Annotated in this window: 13 protein-coding genes; 6 read left to right on the top strand and 7 right to left on the bottom strand. The window is 68.5% G+C overall.

Annotated features, from left to right (window positions below; all coding sequences use genetic code 11):
- Positions 1-181 precede the first annotated feature (181 nt).
- Both ACWEVR_RS01465 and ACWEVR_RS01460 read left to right on the top strand, forming a co-directional pair.
- Positions 182-1,768 (top strand): ABC-F family ATP-binding cassette domain-containing protein, encoded by a 1,587-nt coding sequence (locus ACWEVR_RS01465; RefSeq protein ID WP_452465679.1) that lies wholly within the window; start codon positions 182-184, stop codon positions 1,766-1,768.
- 8 nt (positions 1,769-1,776) lie between these two features.
- Positions 1,777-2,196: a hypothetical protein gene (locus ACWEVR_RS01460; RefSeq protein WP_452465379.1), complete on the top strand. Its 420-nt coding sequence runs from the start codon at positions 1,777-1,779 to the stop codon at positions 2,194-2,196.
- Here the strand turns inward: ACWEVR_RS01460 and ACWEVR_RS01455 are convergent, their stop codons facing one another.
- The 6 genes from ACWEVR_RS01455 to ACWEVR_RS01430 all read right to left on the bottom strand — a co-directional run bounded on the left by ACWEVR_RS01455 (position 2,197) and on the right by ACWEVR_RS01430 (position 9,198).
- A complete protein-coding gene (locus ACWEVR_RS01455) occupies positions 2,197-2,538 on the bottom strand; it encodes a hypothetical protein (protein ID WP_067490926.1) in 342 nt (113 codons plus the stop codon).
- Positions 2,539-2,669: 131 nt separating this feature from the next.
- Positions 2,670-4,007, bottom strand: a complete 1,338-nt coding sequence (glmM, locus tag ACWEVR_RS01450; RefSeq protein ID WP_452465378.1) for a phosphoglucosamine mutase — start codon at positions 4,005-4,007, stop codon at positions 2,670-2,672.
- Between the two features lie 139 nt (positions 4,008-4,146).
- Entirely contained in the window at positions 4,147-4,668 is a 522-nt protein-coding gene (gene rpsI / locus ACWEVR_RS01445) for a 30S ribosomal protein S9 (RefSeq protein WP_357147180.1), read from the bottom strand.
- The gene (gene rplM, locus ACWEVR_RS01440) at positions 4,665-5,108 is read right to left on the bottom strand and encodes a 50S ribosomal protein L13 (RefSeq protein ID WP_022567307.1); all 444 of its coding nucleotides are present in this window, start codon (positions 5,106-5,108) and stop codon (positions 4,665-4,667) included. Before rplM ends, rpsI begins: the two co-directional genes overlap by 4 nt.
- A gap of 180 nt (positions 5,109-5,288) precedes the next feature.
- Positions 5,289-6,590, bottom strand: coding sequence for a hypothetical protein (locus tag ACWEVR_RS01435; protein WP_452465377.1), 1,302 nt, complete (start codon positions 6,588-6,590; stop codon positions 5,289-5,291).
- Between the two features lie 70 nt (positions 6,591-6,660).
- A complete protein-coding gene (locus ACWEVR_RS01430) occupies positions 6,661-9,198 on the bottom strand; it encodes an FHA domain-containing protein (protein ID WP_452465376.1) in 2,538 nt (845 codons plus the stop codon).
- A gap of 107 nt (positions 9,199-9,305) precedes the next feature.
- On the opposite strand from ACWEVR_RS01430, the gene ACWEVR_RS01425 reads away from it, so the two are divergent.
- Entirely contained in the window at positions 9,306-10,751 is a 1,446-nt protein-coding gene (locus ACWEVR_RS01425; RefSeq protein WP_452465375.1) for a metallopeptidase, read from the top strand.
- A 1-nt stretch (position 10,752) separates the two neighbouring features.
- Here ACWEVR_RS01425 and ACWEVR_RS01420 read toward each other — a convergent pair whose 3' ends face one another.
- A complete protein-coding gene (locus tag ACWEVR_RS01420) occupies positions 10,753-12,030 on the bottom strand; it encodes an FHA domain-containing protein (protein ID WP_452465374.1) in 1,278 nt (425 codons plus the stop codon).
- A 167-nt stretch (positions 12,031-12,197) separates the two neighbouring features.
- On the opposite strand from ACWEVR_RS01420, the gene ACWEVR_RS01415 reads away from it, so the two are divergent.
- The 3 genes from ACWEVR_RS01415 to ACWEVR_RS01405 are packed head-to-tail and all read left to right on the top strand — an operon-like array spanning position 12,198 to position 15,867.
- Positions 12,198-13,388, top strand: coding sequence for a DUF7373 family lipoprotein (locus ACWEVR_RS01415; protein WP_452465373.1), 1,191 nt, complete (start codon positions 12,198-12,200; stop codon positions 13,386-13,388).
- Positions 13,389-13,444: 56 nt separating this feature from the next.
- Positions 13,445-14,635, top strand: coding sequence for a DUF7373 family lipoprotein (locus ACWEVR_RS01410; protein WP_452465372.1), 1,191 nt, complete (start codon positions 13,445-13,447; stop codon positions 14,633-14,635).
- Complete coding sequence (locus tag ACWEVR_RS01405) at positions 14,632-15,867, top strand: DUF7373 family lipoprotein (protein WP_452465371.1); 1,236 nt, start codon at positions 14,632-14,634, stop codon at positions 15,865-15,867. The genes ACWEVR_RS01410 and ACWEVR_RS01405 overlap by 4 nt, the downstream gene beginning before the upstream one ends.
- Positions 15,868-15,912 lie beyond the last annotated feature (45 nt).

Below are 15,912 nucleotides of genomic sequence, written 5' to 3'. Positions count from 1 at the left end.
CGAGCGGTGATGACTCCACAGTGCCGTCGGGTGCCACTCCCCGGCATCGGTCGACGGACCCATCCGCACCCTGATTTCGGGCCACCCCATCTAAGGGTCACACCCTGAGATCGGGCAGACTCGAGCGGTGAGCACGACATTGCACGCCAGCGGCCTTTCCGCGGGACACGCCGAACGGACCCTGTTCGCCGACCTCGACTTCACCCTCGCCCCGGGCGATGTGATCGGGCTGGTCGGCGTGAACGGCGCGGGCAAGTCGACGCTGCTGCGGATGCTGGCCGAGCGCGACGCGGGCGACGGAACGATCACCCTGAGCCCGCCGGACGCCACCGTCGGCTACCTGGCGCAGGAACCCGAGCGCATCGAAGGCGAGACCGTGCTCGAATTCCTCTCCCGCCGAACGGGTGTGGCGCACGCGCAGCGGGTGATGGACGCTGCGGCCGAGCGACTCGGCGAGGGCGGAGACGACGACTACTCCCCCGCGCTGGAACATTGGCTGGCCCTCGGCGGCGCGGACCTCGAGCAGCGGGCCGAGGAGGTTGCGGCCGAACTCGGCCTCATCGATGGTCTGGCCGGTGGTCTCGACACCCCGATGACGGGCCTGTCGGGTGGCCAGGCGGCACGTGCCGGGCTGGCATCGGTGTTGTTGTCGCGCTTCGACATTCTGCTGCTCGACGAACCGACCAACGATCTCGACCTCGACGGCCTGGAACGGCTGGAACGTTTCGTCACCGGCGTGCGGGTGCCGCTGATGGTGATCAGTCACGACCGGGAGTTCTTGGCGCGCACCGTGAATCGTGTGCTGGAACTGGACCTGGCCCAGCAGCAGTACGGCATGTACGACGGTGGCTACGAGGCGTATCTCACCGAGCGCGAGATCGCCCGCAAACACGCCCGCGAGCAGTTCGACGAATTCGCCGACACCAAAGCGGGTTTGGAGGCGCGCGCCCAGATGCAGCGCAACTGGCTCGAGCACGGCGTGCGCAATGCCCGGCGCAAAGGCAAGAACGACTCGGACAAGATGGGCCGCAAAACGCGCGCCGAGTCGACCGAGAAGCAGGCGGCGAAGGCCCGGCAGACGCAGCGCCGCATCGAACGGCTCGAGGTGGTCGAGGAACCGCGCAAGGAGTGGGAGCTGCGGATGGAGATCGCCACCGCCCCGCGCAGTGGTGCGGTGGTTGCCACCGCCAACAATGCGACGGTCACCCGCGGCGAGTTCACGCTCGGACCGATCACCACCCAGATCGACTGGGCGGACCGGATCGTGCTCACCGGCGCCAACGGTTCGGGCAAGTCCACTCTGCTCGGGCTACTGCTGGGCAAGATCGCTCCCGATTCCGGTTCTGCCGCTTTGGGTTCCGGTGTCGCCATCGGCGAGGTCGACCAGGCGCGTGGCCTGTTCCGCGGCACCGACCGGCTGGTCGACACCTTCGGCGCGGCCATGCCGGACTGGCCCGACGCCGATGTCCGCACGCTGCTGGCCAAGTTCGGGCTGCGCGGTCCGCATGTGATCCGGGCGTGCGACACGCTCTCACCGGGTGAACGCACCCGCGCGGCCCTCGCCCTGCTCCAGGCGCGCGGGGTGAACCTGCTGGTCCTGGACGAACCGACCAACCACCTCGACCTGCCCGCCATCGAACAGCTCGAGCAGGCGGTCGAATCCTTCACGGGCACCCTGATTCTGGTGACGCACGACCGACGCATGCTGGATTCTGTGCGAGCGACCCGCCGTTGGCACATGGCCGCCGGGCTGCTCACCGAGAAATAGGACACCCCATGGCATTAGGCATCGACACCCGCGTCACGCTGCTCGTCACCGGTCTGATCTTCCTGAGCGCCCTGCTGCTCGGGATCTGGAAGTATCGCGGCATCCGGATCGACGGCGCCGCGCACATCTACGTCGACATCGCGCACCGCGCGGCCCTGATGTATTCCTTCGCGGGCCTGGTGCTTGCCGTGTTCACCGAGCTCAGCGCCTGGCCCACGCTCGTGAACCTGGCCGCCGACCTGGTGGTTCTCGCGTTCTTCGCCGGGGCGATCGCCAGCTACGTGATGCACGGCCTGCGCCGCGACACCACCGACCAGTTCGCCGGGGAGATCTCCGGCGCGCTGAAATTGTCGATGTACGGGCTGATCGTGGGTGAGGTCGGCGGTTTCCTAGTGTTGTTCACCGGTTTCATCGCCGGCCAGTTCTGATCAGATCGGTTGGACCACAGCCGTTTCCGCCGCACCGAACAGGTCGATATCGGACCCGAACTTGATCCCGACCAACCCGGCGACGAGCGTGGCGAGCAGGATCGCGACAACCACGATCAGCGACCGTGAGCGCGGCGAGGGCCGTGGCACCGCCACCGCGCCGCTGCGCGACGACTCGGCCTCGATGCGCTGACCGTATCCTTCGTCGCGGATCGGCACCGTCGGCGAATACCCCTGCGGCACTTCACGACACCCAGGCCGTCCGCACGCCCCACCGCAGCGGTGTGGCTCGCCGTACTCGTAGTACTGATCCTGGTAGTTGCGGGCAGGCAGCGGCGCCACGATCGGCCCCCCTTCGAATCATGCTGCGCGCCTAACTTTCCGGTGCGCCGAGCGAGCACACGCGCCACGGGCACACAGGTCCTTACGGCGTACGCCGATAGTAGAGGCAGCGGCGACCCCGCGCCAGCGGATCAGACGGCGGCGACCTGCTTGGCCAGGTCGTCGGCCAGCTGACGCGCCTGCGCCGGATCGGTGGCCTCGACCATCACCCGAACCAGCTGCTCGGTGCCGCTGGGCCGCAACAGCACCCGGCCCGACTCGCCGAGCATGCGCTCCGCCTCGGCCACCGCGTCGCGCACCTCGGGGGCAGCGGCGACCGCGGCCTTGTCCGACACCTTCACGTTCACCAGCACCTGCGGCACGGTGCTCATCACCGACGCCAGGTCCCCGAGCCCACGACCGGTCTGGGCCATCCGGGCCATCAACCGCAGCCCGGTGAGCACACCGTCACCGGTGGTGCCGTAGCGCGGGAAAACCACGTGACCCGACTGTTCGCCGCCGAGACTGAACCCGCCGCGACGCAGTTCCTCGAGCACGTAGCGGTCACCGACAGCGGCGGTGAGCACGCGAATACCGGCTTCGCGCATGGCGATATGCAGACCGAGGTTACTCATCACCGTGGCGACCAGGGTGTCCTCGACCAGTTCGCCCGACTCCCGCATGGCCAGCGCGAGTACCGCCATGATCTTGTCGCCGTCGACCACCTCGCCCGCGGCGTCGACCGCGAGGCACCGGTCGGCGTCGCCGTCGAGTGCGACACCGAGATCGGCGCGGTTGGCGAGCACCGCGGCGCGGACCGCGTCCAGGTGGGTGGAGCCGCAGCCGTCGTTGATGTTGAGACCGTTGGGTTCGGCGTTGATCGCGATCACCGTCGCGCCGGCCTCCCGGTACACCTGCGGCGCCACCTCGGCGGCCGCGCCGTGCGCGCAGTCGACCACGACGGTGAGCCCGGACAGGTTCTCCCCGGTCGATTCGAGCAGATGCTCGACATAGCGTTCGTGGGTGCCCTCGACGGTGTAGTCGCCGCGCACGCGGCCGATGCCCGCGCCGGTCGGGCGCACGGTCGTGCCGTCGGTGATCAGGGCTTCGATCCGCTGTTCCACGGCGTCGTCGAGCTTGTGCCCGCCCGCCGCGAAGATCTTGATGCCGTTGTCGGGCATGGGGTTGTGCGAGGCGGAGATCATCACGCCGAAGCACGCGTCGTAGAGGCCGGTGAGGTAGGCCACGGCCGGGGTGGGCAGCACACCGACGGACAGCACGTCGACACCGGTGGCGGTCAGGCCCGCGGTCACCGCGGCCTCGAGCATCTCGCCGCTGGCCCGCGGATCACGGCCGAGAACCGCGACCGGACGCTTCTTGCCCCGGCTGAGCACCTGCGCCGCCGCACCCGCGACCCGCATCGCCAGCTCCGGGCTCAAAGACTCGTTGGCGAGCCCACGAACGCCGTCCGTACCGAATAGCCGTCCCATACCTGCCCCTTGTAGGTGGTCCATATACAGCACGAGAGCAGGCGACCAGCCGTGCTGGAAGCCTGCTCTCGCACACGTGCTCCGCAGACCGTACCGCCTCAGCCAAGGTAGGCGAAGACGGTGGTCGGCAGTGCCGAAATCAGCGCTTCGAGTACTGAGGCGCCTTACGGGCCTTCTTGAGGCCGTACTTCTTGCGCTCGGTGGCACGCGGGTCACGAGTCAGGAAGCCGGCACGCTTGAGCGCCGGACGATCCTCGGGGGTGACCTCGATCAGCGCGCGGGCGATGGCCAGACGCAGGGCGCCTGCCTGACCCGAGGGGCCGCCGCCGTGCAGCAGGGCGACGATGTCGAAGGACTCGGTCCGCTCGACGGTCACCAGCGGGGACTTCACCAGCTGCTGGTGCACCTTGTTCGGGAAGTAATCCTCGATGGTGCGGCCGTTGAGGGTGAAGTTGCCGGAGCCCGGAACCAGTCGCACGCGGACGACGGCTTCCTTACGACGGCCGACGGTCTGCACGGGACGATCGATGACGATCGGCTCGTAGGACGCCTCGTAGACGGTCTCGCCCTCGTCGTAGCCTTCGCCGTCTTCGACGACCTCGACCACGGTCTCGTCGACCGCGTCGAACTCTTCGGGGGTGAACTCTTCAGGAGCGGTCACTGGGCCACCTGCTTGATCTCGAACGGAACCGGCTGCTGCGCGGCGTGGGGGTGGTTCGGGCCTGCGTAGACCTTCAGCTTGCCCGCGATCGCGTTACCCAGCTTGTTCTTCGGGATCATGCCCTTGACGGCCTTCTCCACGAGACGATCGGGACGGGTCGCCAACACCTCGCCGACAGTGCGCGACTTGAGGCCGCCCGGGTGTCCGCTGTGGTGGTGGATCAGCTTGTCCTGCTTCTTGTTGCCGGAGATGGCAACCTTGTCCGCGTTGATGATGATGACGAAGTCGCCACCATCGACGTGGGGTGCGTAGGTCGGCTTGCCCTTGCCGCGCAGCAGGCCAGCGGCCTGCACGGCGAGACGGCCGAGGACTACGTCAGTGGCGTCGATGACGTACCACTTGCGGGTGACGTCACCTGCCTTGGGGCTGTACGTAGGCACAGTCGTTCCCTGTCTGTCGTCGGTGTTGCCGGCCAACTGTCATGGATCCCGGAGTCGAGATTTGTCCCGGCGGCCGGTGGAGACCCGGGACATCGCGGAGACACCGAACCGCGAACGGGTCGACGTTCCACACGCCAGCGGCCAACGATACCAGCCGGGTATGACGCCCCCACAATCGGACTAGATGACCACCGGTGGGCCCGGGTCGGTGGTGCGCGCAGGGCCGGGGATCAGGTAGCGCAGGTTGTCGATGCCGGGGGTGGCGCACCCGTCGACGACGCTGCCGTCCGCGGTCGCGATGCCGTCGGGCGGCGTGGTGTTGACGTACGGGGTGAACGCGCAGTCCGAGGCGTCGGCCGCGAGGGTGGTGTCGGTCTGCCAGCCGGTGGCGGCGAGCGCGAGCGCACCGAGCACGGCGGGTGCGCCGAAGAACCCCTTCTTGACCTTGCCGAGGAGCTTTCCGCGCTGGTCGGCTTCGTCGTCGAGCGCGTGCCGCCCACCGGACTGGGCGGGCGGTCCGGCCACGAAACCGGCGGGCCCCGGCGGCTGGGCGGCGGGCGGCGCGGCGGGCGGCGCACCCCAGCCGACCTGGGCGGCATAAGCCTGTCCGGGATGCTGCGGTTCGGGGTAGTCGTCCTCGTCGAACGGCTCGGTGACCAGCAGATGCGCAGCGCCGAGCACCAGCGCGTGCATCGGGTGATCGGCCACCTGCAGCCGCTGTCCGAGGTGGTTCTGGAAGGCCAGGCGCAGCGCGTCGTTGAAGCAGACGTTGCCCGCGAGCAGCACCGTCGAGGTGTCGGCGCCGATGGAACGGGCCGCGGCCATCGCCTCGATCACCACGTTGTCGGCGGTGCGCGCGTCGCGCAGCGCCTCCGGGTTCACCGAGATCTCCACCGATTCGGTCGGCTGCTCGTCGTCACCGTGCACCGCGACGACCAGCAGCGTGCGGCCGTCGGAGTAGATGCCGGTGGCGCCGATGCCGGTGTGGTGCCGCTCGCTCGGCGGCGAGACCAGGCCGAGCGCGCGCAGGTATCCCGACAGCGCGACGCTCTCCGGCAGCGGTTCGACGACCACGTCGAGCTGTTCGACCAGCCCGGCGTAGACCTCGACCTTCTCCTCCGGCCAGCTGTCGGGATACGGCAACGCCACCAGCTGCGGCTTACCGCGCAGATACTTGCCGACGGCCGCCAGCGGGTTGTAGAGCCTGGCCCGAAATACCAGTTCGGCGGGCCAGGTGGCGCCGGCGATCACGATCTGCGGGTGCCCGAGGATGTCGCGCACGTCGGCGATCGCCATCCCCAGATCGGGTCGCTGCCGGTCGACACCGGCGGTGTGCAACCTGCCAGCGGCGTCGGCGAGCAGGTAGGCGGGCGGGGTGTAGGTGCCCTCCACCTGAACCGGGCGGATGGGGGTCTCACCGCCACCCGCGGCGACAGACACCACATCCCACCCCAGATGCAGGGCGCCAACTCGAACGGTCACAGGCTCAAGTGTGCCCGGTCGGCGCTCGACACGCGCAGTGTGTCCGCCGAAACGGCTTCTACCTGCCCGGTCATGCCTGTGAACGCTTCAGTCGCAGACGGGTCCAGGTGAGGAACGCCAGAGCGGCGGTGATCACGAGCACCATCACGATGTCGAGGATCCAGATGCCGACCGAGTGCGTCCACAGCGAATCGTCCTGCGCACCCCAGAACAGATTCTTCAGATCGACGGTCGACGCCCCCGAGGCGTAACCCCAGCGGGCCGGGAACAGGTACGACACCTGCTCGAGGCCGACGCGGTCGGTCACCGGGATCAGACCACCGGCCATCACGAGCTGCACCATGATCATCACCACGAGCATCGGCATGACCTGCTCGTTGGACTTGGCCAGGCTCGACATCAGCAGACCGAACACCACACAGCAGACCGCCGTCATGGCGATGTCGATGTAGAGCTCGATACTGCCGTTCGGAATCAGCGATCCGGCACCGGGCGGGTTCTTACCGAGCAGGGTGATGCCGATCAGCACCGCGGACTGCAGGAACGCGACCACGCTGAACACCGCGATCTTGGCCAGCAGGTACGCCGAGGGCAACAGCCCGACCGCCCGTTCGCGGTGGAAGATCGTCCGCTCACCGACCAGGTCGCGCACACTCAGCGTCGCACCCATGAAGCACGCGCCGAGGATGAGCACCACCAGCAGCTGCTGGGTCTCGCTACCACCGGACTTGGCGAACGACCCGTCGGGCTGGGCGACGAGCGGCCCCGCGGCGAAGCCGTTCTCACCGGGCACCACCAGCGACAACGCGCCGAGGATGAACGGCAGCACCACCAGGAACACCAGGTAACCGCGGTCGGCGAAGATCAACCGCAACTGCCTGCGGGCCAACGTGCTGAACTGCCGCATGCCACTGGACTGCGGCGGCGCACCGGCATTGCCGCGCTGCAACGGCTGCGGCGGCGGTGGCGGCGGCACATAGGCCTGCCTCGACCGATACGCCGCGAAGGCCTGGTCCGGGTTGGCCGCGACATTGGCGAAGATCTCGGCCCAGTCGCTGGTACCCATCGCCGCGCCGACGCCACCGGGGTGGCCGGCGAACGCGGTCTTGCCGCCGGGCGCGAGCAGCACCACCTGGTCACACATGTCGAGGCAGGCCACGGAGTGGGTGACCACGATGACCACGCGACCGGCGTCGGCCAGTTCGCGCAGCATCTGCATGACCTGGCGGTCCAGCGCCGGATCGAGGCCCGAGGTCGGCTCGTCGAGGATCAGCAGCGACGGACCGGTGAGCAGCTCCATCGCCACCGACGCGCGCTTACGCTGACCGCCGGAGAGCCGGTCGACCCGGGTATCGGCGTGCTGGGTGAGCGAAAGCTCTTGCAGCACACCGTCGATCACCTGCTGACGGTCGGCCTTGGTGGTATCGGGCGGCAGCCGCAGCTCGGCGGCGAAACCGAGGGCCTGGCGGACGGTGAGCTGCCGGTGCAGCACGTCGTCCTGGGGAACCATGCCGATACGCGAACGCAGCGCCTCGTATTCGGCGTGCAGGTTGCGGCCCTCGAAGGTGACCACACCGCCGGAGGGCTGGGTATTGCCCGCGATCAGCTTCGACAGCGTCGACTTGCCCGCGCCCGAGGGGCCGATCAGCGCAGTGAGCGTGCCGCGCCCGGCCTGCATGTTCACATCGACGAGCAACTGCTTGTTGCCCTCGACGGTGAACCCGACCCCGTGCACCGTGAGTCCCAGCTCGGCGACCGGCTTCTGCCGGTGCACCAGCGCACCCTGCGCGACGACGAAGTCGATGTTGCCGATGGTGACGATGTCCCGCTCGTGCAGCACCGTGCGCTGCTGGCGGTGACCGTTGACGAAGGTGCCGTTGGCCGACCCGAGGTCCTCGACGACCAGCCCCTCCGGCGAGGAAACCAGCCGCGCGTGCTTGCGCGAGGCCAGCGGGTCGTTCACCACGATCTGGTTGTCGGAGGTACGGCCGATGCTCAGGCCGCCGGGCGGGATGCGGTCACCGCGCGCCACCGGTTCGGTCGAGGCCGCCTTGCGCACCGGCGGCAGCATCGAGGAGTCGGCGCGGCGGGTCATATTGATGTTGTCCTGCGGCGCGACCGGCTGCGACGGCAGCTGCGAGGTCGGCACGTACTGCGGCCGGGCAGGTGGTTGCTGCTGTTGAGGAGTCGGATGTGACGGTGGCTGGAAGGACGGGCGTTGCGGCGGACGGTGCTGCGGTTGCTGCTGCGAAGGCGGCGCGACCATCGTCGCCGCGTGCCGCGATCCCGCCCCCGGCGCCGCGGGCACGAGGTGCAGCAGCGGCCCGCTGATCGCGTCGCCCAGGCGCACCTGGGTCGGCCGGTCGATCGAGACCGGCTGACTCAGCCTGCGTGCGTCGACGAAAACGCCGTTGGTACTGCCGTTGTCGGCGAGTACCCAGGCGCCGTTGCTGAAGCGCAGAGTGGCGTGCACGCGCGAGACCAGCGGACTGTCCACGAACAGGGTGACCTCGGGCGCACGGCCCATGGTGATCTGCTGGCTCGCTTCGAAGACTCGTTCGGTTCCATCATGGCGCACGGTGATGGTCTGCGCCCCCGGTGAAGACATGGAGCGGATACTATGCCATCGCCCGGACATCGGCGGTGCCCCCGAGACGGCTTCACACCCGATCCGGCGACCGACCTGCACGTGTATCCGGCCGACCAGGGGGACCGATGCCGAAAGGCCAAGTGCTCGTTGCCATCACCGCCGTGCTATGCGCACTGCTGAGTGTGGGCTGCACACGGGCGGTCGACGGCCGCGCGGTCTCGATCTACGACGACCCCTTCCGGGTAGCCGGTCTGCCGACCACCGGCGGCCCGAACGGCCCACGACCCGGCGTCGCGGATTCGTCGCTCACCGCGTCCAACGGTGACGGCGGCGAGGTCGACGCCCTCGCCCTCAACGCCATCGAGGACATCCAGACCTACTGGGAGTCGGTGTTCGGCACGGAGTTCCGTGGTGAGACGTTCGACCCGGTCACCACCCTCATCTCCTGGGACGCGCGCGCCCCACGCAACTCGGCGGTCGAGTTCTGCAAGGAAACCACCTACCACCTGGTGAACGCCGCCTACTGCCGCAGCGACAACTCCATCGGCTGGGACCGCGCGATGCTGCTGCCGACGATGAGCGAGACCTTCGGACCGATGTCGGTGGTGATGGTGCTCGCCCACGAATACGGGCACGCCATCCAGACCATGGCCGAGATGGTCACCAAGAAGACCCCGGTACTGGTGAAGGAACAGCAGGCGGACTGTTTCGCCGGTGCGTTCATGCGTCATGTCGCCGAGGGCAAGTCGAAGCACTTCACCATCAACACCTCCGACGGCCTCAATTCCGTGCTGGCCGCCACGGTTTCGATTCGCGATTCCGACCCCGACGATCCGGAGAGCGTGCACGGTTCGGCGTTCGAGCGGGTCACGGCGGTGCAGATCGGTTTCACCGATGGTGCGCGCGGTTGCAAGGGCATCGACGAGGACGAGATCGAATCGCGCCGTGGCAATCTGCCGCAGAGTTTCTCCGGCGACCAGGGACGCGGCGAGTACCCGATCACCCAGAGCAATCTGGTCGAGTTGAGCAAGGCCCTGCAGGCGATCCTGCCGGTGCGGCAGTCACCCTCCTACGACTATTCGGGATCGCAGGTGGAGTGCGACGACGGCGCCGTCACCGCCCCGGTCACCTACTGCCCCACCAAGAACGTGATCGCCACCGATGTGCCCGGCCTGGCTGAACGCGGTTCCGCCGACGACAGCGACGACGGCCCGCTCCCGGTGAAGGTGAGCGGCGACTACAACGGCTACGTCCTGTTCATCTCCCGCTACACCCTCGCCGTGCAGCGCAGCAACGGCCAAGCGCTCACCGGCGCGAAGACGGGCCTGCGCGCGGCCTGCCTGTCCGGTGTGGTCACCGGCAAACTCGCCGAGCCCGGCCGTCCGGTCAGCCAGGGCGACATCCAGCTCTCGGCGGGCGACCTGGACGAAGCGGTCTCCGGCCTGCTCACCGACGGCCTCGCCGCCAGCGACGCCGAAGGCAACACCGTCCCCAGCGGCTTCTCCCGAGTCGACGCCTTCCGCGCGGGCGTCCTCAACGGCGCGACGACATGCGAATCCCGCTACAGCTGACTCAGCCGAACGGCGGCGGGGCGGCGGGTTCGTAGCGCAGGACCCGGTTGCCGATCATGATCTCGGTGCCGGGGACGAGCACCAGCGGCTGGTTCGGGGTGAGCCGGATCCAGTCGCGATAGCCGGGCAGCCGGCTACGAGTTCCGTTGGTGGAACCGCGATCCAGCAGTTGCACGTCCCAATTCACCAGGTGCACTTCGGCATGCGCGCGTGACATGCCGCCGGAGGTGTCGTCGATGCGCAACGGGATCAGGCCGCGTTGTGCCGCTTCGGAATTCTCCGGGTCGCGCCCGATCACCGCGTCGGCCGCGAGCAGGTAGGTCATGCCGTCGTCGAGGACGAGCATGCCCAGCGGCGGGCGGACCACCTCGGCCAGCGCCTGGGTCTGGTCGACCGGCATGCCGCACACCGTGCAGAACGCCGAGCGCGGGTCGCTGGGATGCGCTCGCGCGCACTTGAATCCCATCACCTTCACGGTCAGCACCGTCGAACGGGCCGTCGCCTCGAGCCTGCGCTGCAGGTCGGGGTCGGGTTCGGGGGCGGGATTGGTTCCGGCGGTGCGGGTTTCGGCGTTGTGCGGGTCGACGAGGTCGTGGTTGGTTCCGGTCACCGCGTCCAGCATCGAGGTCGCGGGCTGCATCCCCGTGGCAGGCGCCTCGGCCGGACGCGAATCCTGTTGCGGTTGGCGTGGTTCCCGGTCGATGCGGGCAGTGGGCGGCGGCAGGCGGCGGGCGTCCGGGTCGGCGGTGCGCACGCGGCTTCGCACATCGTTGGCCCACACCACGGCACCAGCCGCCTGCGCGATGCCTTCGACCAGCCAGCCGATGCCGCGTTCGGCGGGCAGGTCGGGGATGCGGCCCTTGGCGTCGTCGACGAACAGCGCCACGCCCTTGGCCGGTTCGGAGGCCACCCGGTCGACGGTGAACGCCGCGTCACTACCCCGGTAGAACTCGGGCCCCCGATCGCCTGCGAGCACGGCGGTCACCGCGCCGTGCAGGAAGATCGCGACACCGCCGTTGTCGGCGGCCGAGAGCACCCCGAAGTCGATCGGCACACCCGGCGAGATCTGCTCGGCATGCTTCATCAGCCACCGGGTGGCCTCCCGTGCGACCGAGGCGCCCGGCCCGCCCGGTTCCGCCTCCACCGCGGTGCGCACGAGTTCCGCCAGCGATTCCAGGGCCACAGCGGCGGTGGATTCCGGGGTGAGGCGTCCGGGCTGCCGGTGCGCCACCGCGATCACCGCTCCCGCCACGTGCGCCACGGCATGAGCGCCGGGCACGATTTCCACCTGCCGATCCCTCACAGGTATCGGCCTCCACCGGAACCGTGCAGCAGGGTCGTCGACATGACATCCAGACTATGGCAAAGCACCACACTTAGGGCCCCCTGGGCGGGCTTGTTCCGGTAACTTCACACCTACAGCGGGAGGAACACCGAGGGGCAGCCATGATCAGGATCCGCGTCGCGTTCGCATTGTCGGCAGTCACGATCGCCCTCACGGGCTGCGCGGTGAGTGGCACCCCCGTCGCAGGTGAGATCGATGTGCGCAAACTCGAGGTGGGGACCTTCGCCGTCGAGAAGCGCTCACACGATGAAAAGGCCGGTAGCGCAGGTCCGCTCGTGGAGGGCATGCGGATGTCGGGCGCCGTACCGCCGACGGTCCGGATCGATCCGTCGATGTCGTACGGGCGCGGGTCGACCGTGATCCCGTCGGTGGAGCGCGCACTCGATTTCATCGCCAATGTGTCGCGTCCGGTACTGGAGAACCGCAAGTTCGTCACCGGCTATGTGACGCTGGGCGCCGACCGCGCCGATCCCGACGGCAGCAAACGTCCCGGTCCCGACGCCACTGCCATCACCACCGCGGTGCTGCGTTTTCCCGACAGCGCCTCGGCGACGCTGGCCGCCCGCGAACTCGAGGACGTCGATCTCGCCGTCTCCCCGGACAACCGCAAGCTCGCCTCGACGAAATACCCCGAGGCATATGTGCATTGGCGTCCCGGCATCCCCACCGTCGGCGCCTTCCACGCGCACAAGGAATTCGTGATCTCGCTGTTCGTGCAGCGACCGCGCGCCGACGCCGACGACCTCGTGTCCTGGATCGATATGTCGCTGGAAGCGAGCCTGGCCCAGCTCGCGAAGTTCACCCCGACCCCCTACGACAAGCTCGCCGACCTGCCCGTCGACCCCGACGGCCTGCTGGCCCGCGCCGTCGTCGAGGACACCACCGAGACCGAGCCCGACCAGAGCACTTTCGCCGTGTACAGCCCCGAGCACATCGTGAGCCGGGTCGACGACGAGACCGCCCGCGAACGCCTCCTCGAAGCCGCGGGCGCCGACCGGTACGCCCTGGTCGAAGGCGGCGCCATCGCCCGCGTCCGCGATCAGGCGGGGGCCGAAGCGCTGATGCAGGGCTTCATCGACTCGGCCGAGCACTACGATTCCGTGCCCGCGCCCACCGATGTGCCCGGCGCCAAATGCTTCGAACTCAATTCGAAGGGCAACTCCGACGTCGATTCCGAATACCGCTGCTACGTTCCGTACAAGCGCTACCTGGCTATTGTCGGTGCCGAGCAGGAACCCGAGATCCGGCAGAAAGTCGCCGCCCAATACGCCCTGCTGGCCAACAGTTTGTAGGTCGGCAGAACGGGTTACTATTCGGCCGACCATCGTTTCGGGGAGGAATGATCGCCGTGCTGTCGAGGAAACCGACCTGCGCCGCACTGGCGACCGTCCTGCTCACCGGCCTGTTGGCGTGCGGTTCCGGGGAGGAACCGGGCGCGGCCACTGATCCGCCGGTCGACCTGGCCACCCTCGATGTGGGCAACTACCCGACGGAGCCACGGGTGGTCGGCGCCGTCGCCAGCATGGATCAAGCCCGGTTCATCGAGGCCGAACGCCTCGGCGATCACGTCCCCGCCCCCGCCGACATCGATCCCCGGTTCGTTCACACCAACCCGTCGATCGCCTCGGTGTTCATCGATCCCGAGGCCGCGCTCGGCAAGATCATGGCCGTCGACCGGTTCGCCGAGATCGCGCCCGATTTCATCGGTGGATTCGTGAGTTCGGCCCAGACCGCCCCCGACAACAAGGGCATCGACATGGTCAACGCCGTCATGATCTTTCCCGACGCGCAGAAGGCCACCGCCGCCGCGACCGCGCTCGAGCAACTCGATTTCGGTTACGCGCCCAACAATCAACCCATCGAGATACCGGGTTACCCTGCGGCGAAAGCACATTGGCAACCCGACCAGCAGTCGATCGGATCGTGGTTCGCCGCCGGGCATCTGGTGATCTACACCTGGTTCTACGACTATCTGAAGATCTGGCTCGGCAAGGTCGACAAGCAGGCCCTGCTCGAGCTGACCCGCAAGAGTCTCGACACCATCATCCCCTCGGTCGCGAAATTCACCCCCACCGCCGATCTGATGACGCTGCAGCGTGACCGAGAAGGCATGCTCGGCCGCACCGCGCCCCGCCCGCGCGAGGATTCCTGGCTCAACCCGCCCGGCGTCTACGCGGGCCGCACCGCCCGCCATTTCACCTCCGACCCGGTGAGCACGACCGCGATGATCGCCGACAACGGCGTCGACCTGTACGCCAGTGACGGCGCCGACGTCTACCGGGCCCGCGATATCGCGGGCGCGCAGGCCGTGCGCGACGAATTGGGCGGTCTCACCCGCAAATTCACCGCCGCCGACCCGCCGAAGAATCTGCCGAGCGCCCAATGCAAGGAATACATCGGGCGCAATCAGCGCTTCGCGATCCGCTTCTATTGCGCGGTCTCCTACGACCGCTACGCCGCGTACGTGTGGTCCAACCAGCTGCTCGACGCCCAGCAACGCGCCGCCGCCCAATACGCCCTCCTGGTGAACGCGTCATGAGAATCCGCCGTCTCGCGATCGCCGTGTTCGCCGTCGTCCTCGCCGGCTGTGGTTCCGAGGTCACCGGTACCGCGCTGCCCGGCGAGATCGATATCCGCACCTTGGACGTCGGCAGCTTCCCCACCGAACCGGTGAACGCCCACGACGACGATCCCGTCCCCGACTTCTACGAGATGTACAACGTGGCCGGTATGCGTATCGCGAGTCACGTCATCGACGCCGCGGCCATCGATCCGCAGATGAAGTACGGCACCGGCGCCCGTGCCTTCTCCGACGGCACGACCCCGTGGGAGCTCGGCGACTACGACGTCGTCGAACCGATCGCCGAAAAGCACAAGATGCTCTACGGATTCCTGTCCACCGGCGCCTCGACCGACTCCACCGTGAGCTCGACCGGGTGGCCGTTCAAGGAACCGACGAACAGATTCACCGCCGCCACCATGGTGCTGCAATTCCCCGACGCCGCCCGCGCCACCGCCGCGGCCCAGGAATTCCACGACGCCGACCTCGCCTCCCACGAGGGCCGCAACCAGCCCGTCAGCATCCCCGGCTACCCCGCCGCCCGCTCCCACTGGCGGCCCGATTCGCCGTTCCTGCGCACCCTGCTCCCCCACGGGCCGTACGTGCTCGCGTTCCTGCTCTCGATCGACAAACCCGACCTCGACGCCCTCACCACCCGGGCCGCCACCGCCTACGACAAGCAGATCAGCGCGCTGGCCGACGTCCCCGTCCTCACCGACGAAGAGGTCTACACCCTCCCGTTCGACCCCGATCACCTGCTGGTCCGCACCCTCAACCCCGACCAGTTCACCTTCCCCGAAGGCGACGGCACCCACACGGTCACCACCAGGGTGGGCGCCCTCCACTTCGCCGGCGCCTCCGGTGTCCCGCTCTCCCCCGAACGCGACCGCCTCGCCGAGCAATTCGCCGCGATGAACGCCGAACAGGTCGCCTTCTCGCACGGTTCGATGGCCGTCCGCACCGCCGACCCGGCCTCGGCTCTGCGCGCGGTCACCGACAAACTCCTCCCCCAGCACCCCAAAGCCGACGCGGCGCCACCACCCAATCTGCCCCACGCGGCCTGTACCGAGAACCGAACCCTGGACGGGGCCAAGCGTTTCAGCTGTGTGGTGGCGTACAAGCAGTACGTGGGTGTCGTCGGCGGCAACCAGTTGCTCGACGCGCACCAGCGTGCGGCGGCGCAATACGCGCTGTTCGCCAATACCCGATGACCGCCCCGCCCACGCCGGTTTCGCTATGCTCCGGCCCGAGCGGGA

It is taken from the genome of Nocardia sp. NPDC003979 (genome assembly GCF_053605015.1).
This window is presented reverse-complemented; position numbering and strand designations above follow the sequence as displayed.

Bases quoted from the DNA above. Each gene is read 5' to 3' on its own strand.
- ACWEVR_RS01415 (WP_452465373.1), top strand. From the start codon at position 12,198: ATGATCAGGATCCGCGTCGCGTTCGCATTGTCGGCAGTCACGATCGCC.
- ACWEVR_RS01405 (WP_452465371.1), top strand. From the start codon at position 14,632: ATGAGAATCCGCCGTCTCGCGATCGCCGTGTTCGCCGTCGTCCTCGCC.
- ACWEVR_RS01425 (WP_452465375.1), top strand. From the start codon at position 9,306: ATGCCGAAAGGCCAAGTGCTCGTTGCCATCACCGCCGTGCTATGCGCA.
- ACWEVR_RS01460 (WP_452465379.1), top strand. From the start codon at position 1,777: ATGGCATTAGGCATCGACACCCGCGTCACGCTGCTCGTCACCGGTCTG.
- glmM (WP_452465378.1), bottom strand. From the start codon at position 4,007: ATGGGACGGCTATTCGGTACGGACGGCGTTCGTGGGCTCGCCAACGAG.
- ACWEVR_RS01430 (WP_452465376.1), bottom strand. From the start codon at position 9,198: ATGTCTTCACCGGGGGCGCAGACCATCACCGTGCGCCATGATGGAACC.